The organism is Kitasatospora sp. NPDC101157 (assembly GCF_044768255.1).
Taxonomy (GTDB): Bacteria; Actinomycetota; Actinomycetes; order Streptomycetales; family Streptomycetaceae; genus Kitasatospora.
The window spans coordinates 115,004-129,972 of the sequence record NZ_JBIWPL010000009.1; the positions used below are offsets into that span (position 1 = coordinate 115,004).

The following is a 14,969-nucleotide window of genomic DNA, read 5'->3' on the forward strand; positions in this document are numbered from 1 at the left end:
GTCGGGGCCGGGGTGTCAGACGGACTGCTCGGTGGTCTTCATCCGGCGCCACGGGTGCAGCAGGGTGGCGCCGAGCTCGGCGGTGGTCGGGAACACGGCCGGGTCGGTGAGGCCGACGGTCCGCGGGGTCCGTCCGGGCCGCCAGGTGAAGCTCCCGAACACGTGGTCCCACAGTGACAGGTCGGAGGCGTAGTGGCCGGCTTCGGCGAGGTCGGTGCTGTGGTGCAGGCGGTGGAGCTCCGGGCCGGCCAGCACGTGGCCGAGGAGGCCGATGCGGACGTCGATGTTGGCGTGGACGAAATACCCCTGCGCCATGACGAATATTCCGACCACGAACACAGAATCCGCCGAGAATCCGATCAAAGCCAGCAGGAGTTGGACCACGGACTGCGCGAACAGGACGTCCAGGAAATGGTTCACGCCGTTGTTGGCGACGTTCACCTTGTCCGGCACGTGGTGCACGCCGTGCAGCCGCCAGAGCCACCGGTTGCGGTGCGACCAGCGGTGCACCAGGTAGTCGCCGAGCGAGCCGAACAGCAGCGCGAGCGGGATCTCCAGCGCGAACGGCAGCGCCGGACGGGCCGGGCCGATCAGCTCCACCAGTGCGGTCACCAGCCCCTGGGCCAGTCCGCCGCCCACCATGCTCAGCACGAAGTACACGCTGTACCAGCGGAGTTCACGGCCACTGGGGTGCCAGTCGGTCCGGTACGGGATCACTCGCTCCAGCAGCGCCAGGTAGCCGATGACGGCGATCAGTGCGAGCGGGGAGACCGTGTCGGCCGCCCAGTGGAAGCGCAGTGTCGCGACGGCCGTGCACAGCACCCCCAGGAGCAGGAGCGGATGGGCGAGCCGGCGTGCGATGGCGGACAGCACGCTCCCCCTCATTATTCGCGGACCAACGAACGGCAACGTCAGAGACTCTAGCGGGAGCCGACGGCAGGGTCGGTCATTCGACGTGTTAACGCCATGAATAACCCGATCGACGGACGATCCGCACACGAAGTTGACGCCCGGGCGGCGCGAACCGGGCGCATTTCCGGCCGGGTTCACCGGGCACCGGAGCGCGGCGCGCGCGGTGCCCGGGCGGTCCGCTGGTCCACGCCCCCGGCCTGCGCATCCGGAGTCAGGGTCCGGTCGGCTCCGCCAACCGCCGCGCAGCCTGCGGCCCGTAGCGCGCCAGCCGCCCCCGCAGGCCCCGCAGCTCGTGCCCGACCAGCGCGGGCAGCGCGGCCGCCGGGGCCGACTCCAGCGCGGGCCCCAGCAGCTCGACGGCCGTCCTGGGGTCGTGCGCACAGGCGTGGCAGTCGGCCGCCCGGACGGTGAACAGCAGCCGGGTGGAGGGCAGCTGGGTCGGCCCGAGCAGGCCGAGCGCGGTCTCGGTGGCGGCCAGTGCCCGCCGGGCCAGCCGCGGGTCGTCGACGGCGGCCGCGAGGTCGCGCAGGGCGGCGGCCGCGGCCGACTCCACCCGCAGTCGCATCGAGGCGATGGACAGCCACGGCACGTCCGCCTCGTCCCGGTCGTCGAGGCGTTCCACGTGCGTCCGGGCCAGGCCGATCTCCCGGACGGTGCCGCGCACGTCGCCGGTCAGGGCACGCGCGCGGGCCCGGCTGATCCGGCCCATCGCCCCGGCCCAGGGCCGCCCGGGGGCGACCCGGTCGATCTCCCGGGCGTAGCCGAGCGCGGCCGCCGGATCGCCGTCCAGCCGGGCCAGGATGCTCAGGTCGCTGAGCGTGCCGACCAGGGTGGCCCGGTCCCCGGCGAGTTCGGCCCAGGTCAGCGCGCGGTCGAAGCAGGCCATCGCGGTGGCGTTGCGGCCGTCCTGCATCCGCAGTGCCCCGGCGGCGTGGGCGTGTTCGGCGGCCAGCCGGGCGAGCGGGCCGCGCCGGTCGGCGGGGGCGGCGGCCAGCCGGGCCAGCACGACGTGCAGGGTGCGCTCCACGGCGGCGACCAGGCCCGGCGGGACGCCGGTCTCGCCGGCCCGCAGCTGGGCGGCGAGCAGCCCGGCGAGGGCGTGCGCGGTGGCGGCGTCCAGCGGCGGCGCGGCGGCCGGGTCGGCGGCGCAGAACTGCGCGTACAGCGCGGCGAGTTCGTCGGGCGCCGGGACGGCGCAGCCCTCGGCGTCGTGCAGCGGGCAGAGCAGTCCGTAGTCCGGCAGCCGGGCCGGCGCGGGAAGCACCTCCGCGTCCGGGGCCGCGTCCGCCCCGTCCCGGGCGGTCTCCGCCCCCTGCCGGTCGGTCTCCGCCCCGATGGGCAGCGGCGGCCGGAGCAGCACGGCGGCGAACGGGACGAAGGGGTCGGGCAGCGGCAGCTCGGCGGTCTCGGCCCGCAGGCACGCCGCGAGCACATCGCCTCCGGCGCCGAGGAGTTCGTCGATCCGCTCGGCGGTCCTCGGGGTGACCCGGCGGGCGCCGTGCTCGATCTTGCTGACCGCGGTGTGGTCGTAGCCGATACCGGCGCCGAGCTGCGCCTGGGTGAGCCCGGCCCGGCGCCGCCACTGCCGCAGCCGGGCACCGAACTCCCGCCAGGCGCCCGGCCCCTGGGCCCCGCGCCCGGACGGGTCCCGCGGCTCCCGTGCCGACGCCGAGGCCGAACGGTTCCGGTACACGGCTGCCTCCCCGGGAACCGGCCCCGACGCGGGGCCCTGCGACGAGTCCGACGAGGAGGACGGTACTCGATGACCCCCGTCCCGTACATGACGTGGTCTCAACCACTGGAGGAAAAGCCCAGCTCGACGCGAAACGGCACCCGCACCTTGACGGAATTTGCCAACCCCATGCCGAGCCCGCACCAGCCATTGACCCGAGCATGACGCCATGTGAGTGTTCGGGCACCCGAGCGCGGACGGCCCGCCCGGCCGTCCCCCGGACGCGGCCTGCGGTGCGCCACCAGCCTTGCCGTCCGCGGTCGAGGACCCCCACACGCGAGGAGCCTCGATGCAACGCAGAGTTTCCCCAGGACGGCTGCTGACCACGGCGACCACCCTGACCGTGCTGGCCGGCCTGGTCGGCGCCACCGCCGGGACGGCCACCGCCGCTCCCACCCCCGCCCCCGCGCCGCCCAGCGCCCTGGCCGCCGCCGTCAACGCCGCCGACGCGGCCGCCGCGGCCGGCACCGACGCACTGGCCAAGGGCCCCGGCGAGACCTATGAGCGCCGCACCGTCACACCCTGGCTGAACGGCCTCTACTCCGTCTCCTACGAACGCAGCTACCGCGGCCTGCCGGTGGTCGGCGGCGACGCCGTGGTGCTCGCCGACGGGCAGGGCAAGGTCCACGGCCTGCAGTCGGCGGCCACCGGCCCGGTCGGCGGATCCACGACCCCGCAGATCAGCGCGGCCGACGCGGAGAAGACCGCGCGCACCAAGCTGCCGACCGTCGAGAGGGCGGACTCCCGCCGCCTGGTCGTCCGGGTCAAGGACGGCGCCGGCCGGCTCGCCTGGGAGACCGTGCTGACCGGCCGCACCGCGACCGCGCCCAGCCACCTGCACGTCTTCGTCGACGCCGCCACCGGCGAGGTGGTCGACAGCTACGACGACGTCGAGGCGGGCACCGTCAACAGCAAGTGGAACGGCCCCGGCCCGCTCACCATCAGCACCACCAACTCCGGCGGCTCGTACTCGCTGCGCGACCCGAGTCGGCCAGGGCTGTCCTGCTCCGACAACGACACCGGCCAGGTGTTCACCAAGTCCTCGGACTCCTGGGGCAACGGCAACCCCTCCAGCCGGGAGACCGGCTGCGGCGACGCCATGTGGGCGGCCCAGAAGGAATGGGACATGCTCCGCGACTGGCTCGGCCGGAACGGCCACGACGGCAACGGCGGCAGCTGGCCGATCAAGATGGGCCTCAACGACGTCAACGCCTACTGGGACGGCAGTTCGGTCTCCATCGGCCACAACCAGGCCGGCCAGTGGATCGGCGCCCAGGACGTCGTCGGCCACGAGTTCGGCCACGGCATCGACCAGTACACCCCCGGCGGCGCCAACAACGAGAACGGCCTCGGCGAGGGCACCGGCGACATCTTCGGCTCGCTCACCAAGGAGTACAACAACGAGCCCGCGCCCTACGACTACCCCGACTACCAGGTCGGCCGCCAGATCAACCTGGTCGGCCAGGGCCCGATCCGCAACCTCTACCAGCCCTCGCTGGTCAACAACGACCCGGACTGCTACTCCTCCTCGATCCCGAGCACCGAGGTGCACGCGGCCGCCGGTCCGCTGAACCACTGGTTCTACCTGCTGTCCAACGGCTCCAACCCGGGCAACGGCAAGCCCACCAGCCCGACCTGCAACGGCTCCACCGTCACCGGCATAGGCGCCAAGCAGGCCGGCCAGGTCTGGTACGGCGGCATGCTGCTCAAGACCAGCGGCATGACGTACAAGCGGTACCGCACCACCACCCTGACCGCGGCCAAGAACCTCGACCCGAGCTGCACCTTCTACAACCGGACCAAGGCCGCCTGGGACGCCGTCAGCGTGCCCGCGCAGAGCGGCGACCCGAGCTGCACGCCGTCCGGCAACAACGACTTCTCGCTGACGCTCGGCCCGGCCTCCGGCTCCGTCCAGCCCGGCTCGTCGACCACCGCGACCGTCTCCACCGCCGTCACCTCCGGCACCGCGCAGACCGTCAGCCTGACCGCCACCGGCGCCCCCACCGGAGTCACCGCGACGGTCAACCCCTCCTCCGTGCAGACGGGTTCGTCCGCGACGCTCACCCTGTCCGCCTCCTCCGGCGCCCCGGCCGGCACGTACGTGATCACCGTGACCGGCACCGCCGGCGCGGCCACCCACACCGCCCAGTACACCCTGACCGTCGGCGGCGGCACGCCCGGCGGGCCCGCCCCCGACATCGACGTCGCCAGGATCCAGGCCGACCTGGCCCAGCTGAACACCATCGCCAACCAGAACGGCGGCAACCGCCGGGCCGGCAGCGCCGGGCACAGCCAGTCCGTGGCGTACGTCAAGGGCAAGCTCCAGGCGGCCGGCTTCACCGTCAGCGAGCAGACCTGCACCTCCTGCACCTACCAGTCCAACAACCTGATCGCCGACTGGCCCGGCGGCCCGTCCGACCAGGTCACCGTGCTCGGCGCCCACCTGGACAGCGTCTCGGCCGGACCCGGCATCAACGACAACGGCTCCGGCTCCGCCGTCCTGCTGGAGAACGCCCTCGCGCTCGCCCAGCAGAACCCCACCCTGACCCGGCACGTCCGGTTCGCCTGGTGGACCGGTGAGGAGCAGGGCCTCCAGGGCTCCCAGTACTACGTCGGCCAGCTGAGCTCCGCCCAGCGCTCGGCGATCAAGGCCTACTACAACTTCGACATGGTCGGCTCGCCCAACGCCGGCTACTTCATCAACAACCTCACCTCCGCGGCCTCCGCGCCGATGAAGGCCTACTGGGACTCGCTCAACCTCCAGCCGGAGGAGAACGTCGAGGGCCAGGGCCGCTCCGACGACTACTCCTTCCAGCAGGCCGGCATCCCGACCTCGGGCTACGCGGCCGGCGCCAGCGCCGTCAAGACCTCGGCGCAGGCCGCCAAGTGGGGCGGCACGGCGGGCCAGTCGTACGACTCCTGCTACCACCAGTCCTGCGACACCACGAGCAACGTCGACGCCACCGTGCTCAAGCGCAACGCCAACGGCGTGGCCTCCACCATCTGGAAGACCTCGGTCGGCGGCAGCACCCCCGCCAACGACTTCTCCCTCTCGGTGAACCCGGCCACCGCCACCGTCAAACCCGGCACTTCCACCACCGCGACCGTCGGCACCGCCACCACCTCCGGCTCGGCCCAGACGGTCAACCTGACCGCCACCGGTGCCCCCGCCGGGGTGACGGTCTCCTTCAGCCCGTCCTCGGTGCAGTCCGGCGCCTCGGCCACGATGACCGTCGCCACCGCGGCGTCCACCGCCCCGGGCACCTACGGCATCACCGTCACCGGCACCGGCACCGCCACCCACACCACCAGCTTCACCCTGGTCGTGGGCAGCGGGAACCCCAACCCCGGCAACGCCTGGACCCCGGGCACCACCTACCAGGCGGGCGACGTCGTCACCTACAACGGCGTCAGCTACCGCTGCGTCCAGGGCCACACCGCCCAGGTCGGCTGGGAGCCGCCGATCGTCCCGGCGCTCTGGGAGGCGGTGTGACCGACCGATCGGCTGCCCGGCCGGCCGGCCGACCGACGGATCCGTTGACGGACTGACCGACTGACCGACTGACCGACACCCGTTGAACCGCTGCGCCGCGGCCCGTCGAGGGGGACGGACCGCGGCGCAGCCGTGTGCGGGCGGGGGGCTCATCCGGGGTGGAAGACCACCCGGACGTCCACGCCGACCGGGACGACCGGCGCGTTGCCGGTGTCCCCCGTCCAGGACTGCGGGATCAGGAACATCCGGTCGCCGGACTGCGCCAACAGCCGCAGGCCCTCGTAGCGGTACCGGTAGCGCGCCCCCGCCACCGCATTCGGCAGCGCAGTCTCCCGCACCCCGGCCCAGTCCACGGACAGCCGCTCCGGAGCGTCGAGCCGAACGGCGGGCCGGGGTAGAGGTTGCGGGAGAGCCAGACCGCGTCGGCCTCCCCCTTCTGCCCCCGCGGCCCGCGTCCGTCCGGCACTAGAGTCGGGGCGGACGACGCGTCAGAGACTCCGAGAGGAAGAGGCACCGTGACCACGGACGCCATCCCGGTACCCGAACTGGCCCCCGAGGCCGTCGAACAGTGGCGCGCCGAGGAGGCCGAGCTGGTCCAGCTGCTCGCTCGGGCGCAGCGCGGGATCGGCGGCATCGCCGCCTTCCGGCTCGGCCCGACGCCGACCGTGCTGGTCACCGACCCGGCCGCGGTGCAGCACGTGCTGGGCCGCCACCCCGACCGGTACGTCAAGCGCTCCCACCGGGCCCGGATGCTGGTCGGCGACGGCGTGCTGTCCGCCACCGGGGACGCCTGGAAACGCCAACGGCGCCTTCTGCAGTCCCAGTTCACCGGCCCGGGCATGCGCCGCTACGAGCAGCGGATCGCCGCCGCCGCGCGCCGGACGGCGCAGCGCTGGGAGGGGTACCGGCGCAGCGGGGAGACCTTCGACGTCGGCGAGGAGATGCGCGGCTTCGCCCTGGACACCGTCTGGCGGGCGCTCACCGGACTGGAGCTGGACGACCGGACGGACACCGAACTGCGGGCGGTGGAACGGGTGGTGGCCGCGATGCCGACCCTGCCGACCAACGCCTCCGACGCCCGGGACGCCGTCGCCGAGGACCTCGCCCGGATCGACGCCGTCGCCCGAGCCGCGATCGAGGCGGCCCGCACCGCGGACACCGCGGAACCCGGGGTGCTCCGCGTCCTGGTCGACGCCGCTGACCAACACCCCGAATGCACCGACCGGTTGATCCGCGACGAGCTGGTCACCCTGCTGGTCGCCGGCCACGAGACCACCGCCACCACCCTCACCTGGCTGTTCCTGCTGCTCGACCGCAACCCCGGCGCGCGCGGGGCGGACCCGCACGCCCTGGTCGGCGAGACCCTCCGGCTCTACCCCTCGGCCTGGATGCTCCCCCGGCACGCCGTCGAGGACGACGTGATCGCCGGCCACCGCATCGCCGCCGGCACCGACGTGCTGGTCTGCCCGTACCTCACCCACCGCGACCCGGCCCTGTGGCCCGACCCGGAACGCTTCGACCCCACCCGCTTCACGCCCGGCGCCACCCGCCCCGCCCACCTCGGCGCCTACCTCCCCTTCGGCCTGGGCGCCCGCGCCTGCCTCGGCACCCAGTTCGCCCTCCGCGAGACCACCGCGCTGCTCGACCTCCTGCTCCCCCTCGGCCGCTTGGAGTTCCTCTCCCGCCCCACCGGCGAAGCCTTCAGCATCACCGTCCGCCCCGACGGCCCCACCCCGGCGGTGCTGCGCCCCGCCGCCTGAGCCGTCGGCCCGAACGGTGGATTCGGGTTCCCGGTACGGCCCGGTACGGCCCGGTACGGCCCGGTACGGCCCGGTACGGCCCGGTACGGCCGGCGGCCCGGGGGTGTCGGCTCGACTTGGTGGGCGGCCCGTTCCCCGAGCCGCCCGGAGTCAGCCGTGCCCCTGCGTTCGCCCTCGCCCCCTCCGGTGGCCGCCGCGGGTGCGCCACGCCGCCCGTGAGCACCGCGGCGCTGATGCGGACGGGCCCGTCCACCGGCCCGGGCGACCAAGAGTCAGGACTGCTTCGGCCCCCACCATCGGGGAAGATCCCGTTCCGCCCCGCAGATCCCCTCGGGGCTTCCCCGGAGGACGTTCCTGAGGCCGATCGGTCAGAGCATTCCGTTGCCGGACCGGCGCCGCTCGACCGCCCGGACCAGGTCGGTGCCGATCTCCGCGAGGAAGGACGCGGCCGTGTCGAGCCGCTGCCCGGCGGGCGTGGCCGCGCCGAGAAGGTCGGCCCCGTCGCGGGCGAACTCGGCCAGCAGGGCGTTGCGTCGGGCGCTGGCGAGCATCGATCGGTACCAGACGTCGGAGTCGATCGTGTACTGCTCGCGGCGGCCGTGGCCGTCCCGTTCGCGGCGGATCAGCTCCTGGTCCTCCAGGTAGCCGACCGCCTTGGAGACCGAGGCCGGGCTCACGCCGAGCCGCTGCACCAGCTCGGCGGCGCTCAGGGTACCGCTGTCGGTGACGTACAGACAGCCGAGGACCCGGGCCACCATGCGCGGCAGGCCGAGTTGCACCAGCAGGGCTGCGAAGCGGTCGGCGAACTCGGTGACGGCGGCCGGGTCGCGGCCGTCCGGCACCGTCGCGGTGCCCCCGACGGGCCGGGCCGCGCCCGGTCGGCGGCGGGCCCGGCGGGCGGTGGCGCGCTGGGCGGCGTGCGCGTGGTAGCGGCCGGGGCCGCCGTTGCGGGCGATCTCCCTGGTCACCGTGGAGGTGGGGCGGGCGATCAGCCGGGCGATCGCGGCGTAGTCGAGCCCTTCGGCGAGGCCGCTGGCGATCGTGACACGGTCCTGCTGGCTCAGCCTGGCGCCTGGCACGGGTGGCTCCTTTCGTCGGGCCTCGAACCTCGGATCTCGGACCTCGGATCTCGGGCCTGCAGACGAGTATCCGGGCGCCGGGGACGGTTGCAACCACGATTGCATTCGCCGACAAGCGCATTGCAATGATTGACCGTCACTGACCTGCGGTTTTCAGCGGATTTGCGCGATCGCATGTTGAGGGAATCCCGAATCCGGCCGTACGTTCTTCACCGACGACGAAAGCCCGACAGACCCAGGGGGACCCACCATGAAGAACATCGCCCGCGCCACCGCCGCCACCGTTGCGGCCTGCACCCTGCTGACCGCCGCCCCGGCCGCCTCCTCCGCCCCCATCTCCCACTCCGCCTCCATCGGCGGCCACCGGGGCCTGCAGACCGTCCTCGACCAGGCGGTCACCACGGCCGGCCTGCCGGGCGCGATGGCCGAGGTGCACGACGGCGACTCGACCTGGTTCGGGCAGGCGGGCACCGCCGACCGGAACACCGGCCGGCCGCTGCGCCCGCAGGACCGGTTCCGGATCGGCAGCACCACCAAGACCTTCGTGGCCACCGTGCTGCTCCAGCTGGAGGCCGAGCACCGGCTGAGCCTGGACGACAGCGTCGAACGGTGGCTGCCCGGCCTGGTGGACGGCAACGGCTACGACGGGTCGAGGATCACCCTCCGCCAGTTGCTCAACCACACCAGCGGAATCGCCAACTTCGCGGTGGCCGACCAGGTCAGCAAGGACTTCCAGGGGGAGCCCTTCCTCCAGCACCGCTTCGACAGCTTCACCCCGCGCCAGCTGGTCCGGCTCGGGATCAGCGTGAAGCCCGACTTCGCCCCCGGCACCGGCTGGCGGTACTCCGACACCAACTACGTGCTGGCCGGCCTGGTCATCGAGCAGGCCACCGGGCACCACCTCGCGCAGGAGATCACCGACCGCTTCGTGAAGCCACTGCACCTGAAGAGCACCTACGAGCCGACCGGCGACGACACCGCCGTCCACGGCCCGCACGGCCGCTTCTACTCCAAGCTCGGCCCGATGAACGCCCCCACCCTTCCCCAGTACGACGTCACCGAGCTCAACCCGTCCTGGGGGTACGGCTCCGGCGACCTCATCTCCACCACGGGCGACCTGAGCACCTTCTTCCGGGCGCTCCTGGCGGGCCGCCTGCTGCCGCCCGCCCAGACCGCCGAGATGGTCACCGTGCAGGACCCGGGCAACGCGTGGATCCCCGATTCCCGCTACGGCCTGGGCGTCGCCTCCCTCACCCTCTCGTGCGGCCAGGTGTGGGGCATGGGCGGCGCGATCAACGGCTCGTGGTCCTACACCTTCGGCACCCGCGACGGCCGCCACCTGCTCTCCACCGAGGTCAACGGCGACTGGGCCGACGGCGAGCAGTGGGGCCCGATCTCGGTCTTCACCAAGGAGCTGGAGGCGGAGTTCTGCGGCAAGACGGCCGCGTGAAGCGCGGAGGGCGCCGAAACGAGCGTGGCCGCTCCCGAACCGGGAGCGGCCACGCCGTCACTGCAGGGACACCGGCGAACTCGGAACTCAGAACCGGAGCTCAGAAATCAGAACCGGAACTCAGAACCGGAACTCAGAAGCCGAAGACGTCACCCGTGTACTTGGTCAGCTCGCTGCCGTTGACGTAGGTGTGCGACCAGTTGACGCCGGTCGCGCCCCAGTTGCCCTGCGCCGTGGCGGTGACCGGCGCCTGGAGAGCCATGACCATCCAGGTGGGGTGCACCAGCAGCTTGCTGAAGTCGCCGTTGACGCGGGCCAGTTCACTGCAGGCCGCGTCGGGGTTGGTGACGGTGCCCGTGCCGACGACGGAGGTTAAGCCGGAGCCGTCCTGGACGGCGGCACAGGACAGGTCGGCCGAGGTCGTGGCGCCCGTCGAATCGGTCTTGGTCAGGTGAACCGAGCCGAGCAGGGTGGTGCCCGTGGTAGCGGCCTGGGCGGTGCCGGCCATCAGGATCGCCGAGGCCGCGCCGGTCGCGAGCAGACCGGCGACCGTCATGGTGATGCGTCGCATTCGTGATGCCTTTCCTCTACGTTGCCCGGATCTCGTGTTTCCGGGCAGCTGCGTGCGCCACACAATCAATCGAAGCTGTGCGGAGCGTTACGATCATATGAACGCTCATGTCAGGTGCATGCCGAACCCGCCCACTGTGGCGCAGCTCACGCCCCGTACGCGCGAATGCCCTCGTCGGCCGGCCCGGTCAACGGGCGGGGCAGGTGGAAGCACTCCAGTTCCGTGCCGTACCAGCGGGTGGTCCGGCCCTGCGGCGTCATGCCGAGCCGTCGGCAGACGGCCATGGAGGGCTCGTTGTCGGGCCGGACCACCGCGTGGATCTCCGGGAGGCCGCCGGCGAAGCCCCTGGCGACGGCGCCCCGGGCGGCTTCGGTGGCGAAGCCCCGGCCCCAGCTGTCGGGATGGAGGTGCCAGCCGACCTCGACCTCGCCGTCGCCGCCCGGGATGGGCACCAGCAGCACCGTTCCGGCGACCACGCCGGTGTCCTTGCGCTGGACCGCCCAGATGCCGAAGCGGGGATCGGCCGAGGAGGAGCGGAAACGCTCGATCCTGGCGTCGGCCGCGTCGAGGCTGTCCAGCACGGCCGGGCTGCTGCCCAGCCGGCGGGCGACCTCCCAGCGGGAGTACAGGTCGAACGCCCGCTCCCGGTCGGCCCGCTCCCAGGGGCGTACGGTCAGGCGCTCGGTGGTGAACACGGCGGGGTCGGGGCTCATAGCAGTGGTTCTCCCTGTTTCCTACGGAGTCGGGGGACGGGAGGCCGGGGGCTGGGCAGCTCGGACCCGGTCAGGTCGACGCGCGGGCGCGCCCGCGCGCAGGCGGCGCAGCATCCGGGCGTCCTGGAAGCCCACAGCCCGAGCCGCGGCCTCGACGGTGGCGCCGTGGGAGATGAGGTGTTCGGCCCGTTCGAGCCGCAGTTCCTGCTGGTAGCGCAGCGGGGTGCGGCCGGTGGCCTCGGTGAAGTGGCGGGTGAGGGTGCGTTCGCTGACGCCGGAGGCGGCGGCGAGCTCCGCCAGGCGCAGCCGGGTGGTGTACCCGGCGTCGATCAGGTCCTGGACGTGGTGGACGGCGTCGACGAGGTGGGCCCGGTGCCTGAGCATCGCGCTGGTCTGCTGCTCGTCCCCGTTGCGCCGGGCGTAGACGACCATCTCGCGGGCGATCCGGGCGGCGGCCGCGGGTCCGTGGCGGCCGGCGACCAGGTGCAGCGCGAGGTCGATGCCGCTGGCGATGCCCGCCGAGGTGACCACCCGGCCGTCCACCACGTACAGCACGTCGCGGACCACGCACGCCGACGGGTGGCGGCGGGCGAGCTCGTCCTGGGCGTCGTGGTGGGTGGTGCAGCGGCGGCCGTCCAGCAGTCCGGCCCGGCCGAGGGCGGTCGCGCCGGTGCAGATGCTGGCGACCGTCCCGCCCGCCGCGTGGTGGGCGGCCAGCCGCTCCAGCGACGCCGGGGACGGTCCGTGGGAAGCGCCACCGGGGCCGCCACCGGAACCGCCGCCGCCCGGCGAGCGGGGTTCGCGCCAGCCGGGGACGACGACCAGGTCCCCGGCCGACAGCGGCGGCCACTCGGTGGCGGCCCGCAGCGGCAGGCCCTGCGCCGTCGGGACGTCCTCCTGCTCGGCCACGTAGCCGATCTGGTACCCGAGGCCCAGGTCGGCCGCGGTCGAGAACACCTGGGCGGGCCCGGCGAGGTCCAGCAGGTGCAGCTGCGGGACGAGCAGGAAGACGACGCGGGTCACGATCCGGTCAGCTCCCGGACGGTGGCGACCCGGGCGAAGCGGCCCGCGAGGGCGTACTCGGTGCGGGCCGTGATCTCCTCCGTGGAGAGCGTGCGCGGGTCCGCGAGGATCTCGGCGAGGCTGCGCCCGGGCGGCGCGTCCCGGTGCTCGATCGGGTGGGTCGCGGTGGCGTCGGTGACGAAGGTGACGTCGTAGCCGAGGTCGGCGGCGACCCGGGTGGTGGTCTCGCAGCACTGCTCGGTGCGGATGCCGCTGACGGTCAGGTCACGGATGCCGCGCTCGGTCAGCTGCTGCTGGAGGTTGGTGGTGGTGAAGGCGTTGTGGGAGGTCTTGGTGAGGACGGGCTCGCCCTCGGCGGGCACCAGCCCGTCGATCATCCGCACGTACCCCAGGGCGGGGTCGAAGACCGTCCCGCTGCCCGCTTCGGCGTGCAGGACCCAGACGACCAGGTCCCCCTCCGCGCGGGCGTGTGCGACCAGCTTGTTCACCTGGGTGACGATATCGGGGTTGGAGACGGCCGCCCAGTTCTCCTGCCGGCGGAAGGATTCCTGGACGTCGATGACGAGGAGTGCTCTGTTCATGCCCCGATCCTGGCGGGCCCGGGGCCCTCGGCCGAAGACACCATCGGGGCCGGATGCGGAACGATCCGGTCAGCCGAAGATGGCGGCGGGGTCGCCGGTGAACCAGGTGTTGTCGATGCTCATCCGCCGGATGACCCAGCGGTCGCCGTCGCGGACGAGCTCGACGTCGTAGGGGTTCTTCAGCAGGGCGTGGGTGGCGGGGTCGGCGATCAGCAGGTGCTGCGCCTCCACGAGGGCGGTGAGGTGGGCGGTGTCGCCGTCGATCGTGATCCGGGGGTTGGTGACCTGGTGGGTGGTGTCGATCCGGCCGGTGAACATGGCCAGGATGGTGCTGACGATGGTGTCCCGTCCGGACATCACCGGCGGCTCGGCGCCCCACTTCGCCGCGGCCGGGCGGAAGTCCAGCTCGGCGTCGGCGGCGAAGGCCGAGGCGAAGAGCTCCTTGTCCTTGAGGTCCTGGCCGAGGCCGAAGCGGTAGAGGGCGTCGACGATCTCGGCGCGGTCCCGGAGTTCCTCGACGACCGCGGCGGTGTCGTGGGCCGGGGCGGTCAGGGCGCGGTCGCGGGTGACATACACGATGGACTCCTCCGGGGGGCTGTGTTTCCGACAGCTCTGATCATGCTGTGGGCGGTGTGGATCATCAATGCGCGTCTGTGCCACGATCGTGAAGCCACAGTTGACGATCGGAAGTGGACGGGGGAAGGAGCCGGATGCTGGAGCGGCACGAGCTGGAGGCCTTCCTCACGCTCACCGAGGAACTGCACTTCGGGCGCACCGCGGAACGACTGCACGTCTCCACGGCCAGGATCAGCCAGACGATCGCCAAGCTGGAGCGCCGGATCGGTGTCCCGCTGTTCCACCGCACCAGCCGCCGGGTGGAGTTGTCCCCGGTGGGGCGGGACCTGTACGAGGAGCTCCGGCCCGCGTGGACCCGCATCACCACCGCGGTCGCCCGGGCCGTCGAGGCCGGGCGCGGTCTCAGTGGACGACTGCGGGTCGCCTTCACCGACCCCGCGGCGGGCCAGCTGCTGGTCGGCGTCGCACAGGCGTTCCGGGACCGGCACCCCGACTGCGACGTCCAGCTCCGGGAGGCCCAAATGCCGGACGTCCTGCCGTGGTTGCGCAGCGGAACGGTGGACCTCGCGCTGACCTGCCACCCGCTGCGGGCGGAGGACCTCGTGGTGGGACCGGTACTGGTGCGCGAGGCCCGGATGCTCGCCGTACCGGCCGGGCACCCGTTCGCCCACCGCGAGGCCGTGTCCGTGACGGACCTGGCCCGGGTGGCCGTCCTGCGGGCGGAGACGATGACGTTCAACGAGGCGCTCACACTCGTGGGCGCCGGCGAGGGCGTCCTCACCGTCGGGGCGCACGCCCGGCGGTACTTCGCCCGGCCCGATGTCGCCTACGTGCGCCTCACGGACGCCGAGCCGGTCGAGTGGGGACTGGTCTGGCACACGGGCGGAGCCACGGCCCGCGTCCGCGCCTTCGGCGACACCGCCGTGGATGTCGTCCGGGCGCTGTGACCCGGCGCGAGGCCCACTGTGTCACCGTCACCGCGCGGGGGGGGGGGGGGGGCGGGGGGCCGCGCCCCCCCCCCCCCCCCCCCCCACCCCCCCCCCCCCGGCCCCCCCGGAGGGAGAACAGCGAGAGGGGAC

General features: G+C 73.2%; 13 protein-coding genes. 4 read left to right on the forward strand and 9 right to left on the reverse strand.

The window, feature by feature from the left end; genetic code table 11:
• Positions 1-15 precede the first annotated feature (15 nt).
• Together ACIRVF_RS20365 and ACIRVF_RS20370 are read right to left on the reverse strand one after the other, a co-directional pair.
• A complete protein-coding gene (locus tag ACIRVF_RS20365) occupies positions 16-885 on the reverse strand; it encodes a sterol desaturase family protein (protein ID WP_402819659.1) in 870 nt (289 codons plus the stop codon).
• Positions 886-1,123: 238 nt separating this feature from the next.
• Entirely contained in the window at positions 1,124-2,605 is a 1,482-nt protein-coding gene (locus ACIRVF_RS20370) for a helix-turn-helix domain-containing protein (RefSeq protein WP_402819364.1), read from the reverse strand.
• Between the two features lie 328 nt (positions 2,606-2,933).
• Here ACIRVF_RS20370 and ACIRVF_RS20375 point away from each other — a divergent pair, with 328 nt between their 5' ends.
• On the forward strand, positions 2,934-6,137 hold the full coding sequence (locus tag ACIRVF_RS20375) for a M28 family peptidase (RefSeq protein WP_402819367.1): 3,204 nt from the start codon (positions 2,934-2,936) through the stop codon (positions 6,135-6,137).
• A 149-nt stretch (positions 6,138-6,286) separates the two neighbouring features.
• Here ACIRVF_RS20375 and ACIRVF_RS20380 read toward each other — a convergent pair whose 3' ends face one another.
• Positions 6,287-6,490, reverse strand: a complete 204-nt coding sequence (locus tag ACIRVF_RS20380) for a hypothetical protein (protein ID WP_402819370.1) — start codon at positions 6,488-6,490, stop codon at positions 6,287-6,289.
• Between the two features lie 162 nt (positions 6,491-6,652).
• On the opposite strand from ACIRVF_RS20380, the gene ACIRVF_RS20385 reads away from it, so the two are divergent.
• Positions 6,653-7,897, forward strand: coding sequence for a cytochrome P450 (locus ACIRVF_RS20385; RefSeq protein ID WP_402819373.1), 1,245 nt, complete (start codon positions 6,653-6,655; stop codon positions 7,895-7,897).
• Between the two features lie 368 nt (positions 7,898-8,265).
• On the opposite strand, the gene ACIRVF_RS20390 is transcribed toward ACIRVF_RS20385, so the two are convergent.
• Entirely contained in the window at positions 8,266-8,976 is a 711-nt protein-coding gene (locus tag ACIRVF_RS20390) for a MarR family transcriptional regulator (protein ID WP_402819375.1), read from the reverse strand.
• 250 nt (positions 8,977-9,226) lie between these two features.
• On the opposite strand from ACIRVF_RS20390, the gene ACIRVF_RS20395 reads away from it, so the two are divergent.
• Complete coding sequence (locus ACIRVF_RS20395; RefSeq protein ID WP_402819378.1) at positions 9,227-10,426, forward strand: serine hydrolase domain-containing protein; 1,200 nt, start codon at positions 9,227-9,229, stop codon at positions 10,424-10,426.
• Positions 10,427-10,559: 133 nt separating this feature from the next.
• Here the strand turns inward: ACIRVF_RS20395 and ACIRVF_RS20400 are convergent, their stop codons facing one another.
• From ACIRVF_RS20400 to ACIRVF_RS20420, 5 genes are all read right to left on the reverse strand, one after another.
• Entirely contained in the window at positions 10,560-10,997 is a 438-nt protein-coding gene (locus ACIRVF_RS20400) for an SSI family serine proteinase inhibitor (protein WP_402819381.1), read from the reverse strand.
• Positions 10,998-11,143: 146 nt separating this feature from the next.
• Positions 11,144-11,710: a GNAT family N-acetyltransferase gene (locus ACIRVF_RS20405; protein WP_402819383.1), complete on the reverse strand. Its 567-nt coding sequence runs from the start codon at positions 11,708-11,710 to the stop codon at positions 11,144-11,146.
• Positions 11,711-11,731: 21 nt separating this feature from the next.
• Positions 11,732-12,733 (reverse strand): GlxA family transcriptional regulator, encoded by a 1,002-nt coding sequence (locus ACIRVF_RS20410; RefSeq protein WP_402819386.1) that lies wholly within the window; start codon positions 12,731-12,733, stop codon positions 11,732-11,734.
• Positions 12,730-13,314, reverse strand: a complete 585-nt coding sequence (locus ACIRVF_RS20415; RefSeq protein WP_402819389.1) for a cysteine hydrolase family protein — start codon at positions 13,312-13,314, stop codon at positions 12,730-12,732. Before ACIRVF_RS20415 ends, ACIRVF_RS20410 begins: the two co-directional genes overlap by 4 nt.
• A 69-nt stretch (positions 13,315-13,383) precedes the next feature.
• The gene (locus tag ACIRVF_RS20420) at positions 13,384-13,890 is read right to left on the reverse strand and encodes a nuclear transport factor 2 family protein (protein WP_402819392.1); all 507 of its coding nucleotides are present in this window, start codon (positions 13,888-13,890) and stop codon (positions 13,384-13,386) included.
• A gap of 134 nt (positions 13,891-14,024) precedes the next feature.
• Here ACIRVF_RS20420 and ACIRVF_RS20425 point away from each other — a divergent pair, with 134 nt between their 5' ends.
• Complete coding sequence (locus ACIRVF_RS20425; RefSeq protein ID WP_402819395.1) at positions 14,025-14,837, forward strand: LysR family transcriptional regulator; 813 nt, start codon at positions 14,025-14,027, stop codon at positions 14,835-14,837.
• The last annotated feature ends 132 nt before the right edge of the window (positions 14,838-14,969 follow it).

What these genes read in the sequence shown, in the direction of transcription:
- ACIRVF_RS20425 (WP_402819395.1), top strand. Translation starts at nt 14,025, where the DNA reads ATGCTGGAGCGGCACGAGCTGGAGGCCTTCCTCACGCTCACCGAGGAA.
- ACIRVF_RS20365 (WP_402819659.1), bottom strand. Translation starts at nt 885, where the DNA reads ATGAGGGGGAGCGTGCTGTCCGCCATCGCACGCCGGCTCGCCCATCCG.
- ACIRVF_RS20375 (WP_402819367.1), top strand. Translation starts at nt 2,934, where the DNA reads ATGCAACGCAGAGTTTCCCCAGGACGGCTGCTGACCACGGCGACCACC.
- ACIRVF_RS20400 (WP_402819381.1), bottom strand. Translation starts at nt 10,997, where the DNA reads ATGCGACGCATCACCATGACGGTCGCCGGTCTGCTCGCGACCGGCGCG.
- ACIRVF_RS20395 (WP_402819378.1), top strand. Translation starts at nt 9,227, where the DNA reads ATGAAGAACATCGCCCGCGCCACCGCCGCCACCGTTGCGGCCTGCACC.
- ACIRVF_RS20405 (WP_402819383.1), bottom strand. Translation starts at nt 11,710, where the DNA reads ATGAGCCCCGACCCCGCCGTGTTCACCACCGAGCGCCTGACCGTACGC.
- ACIRVF_RS20415 (WP_402819389.1), bottom strand. Translation starts at nt 13,314, where the DNA reads ATGAACAGAGCACTCCTCGTCATCGACGTCCAGGAATCCTTCCGCCGG.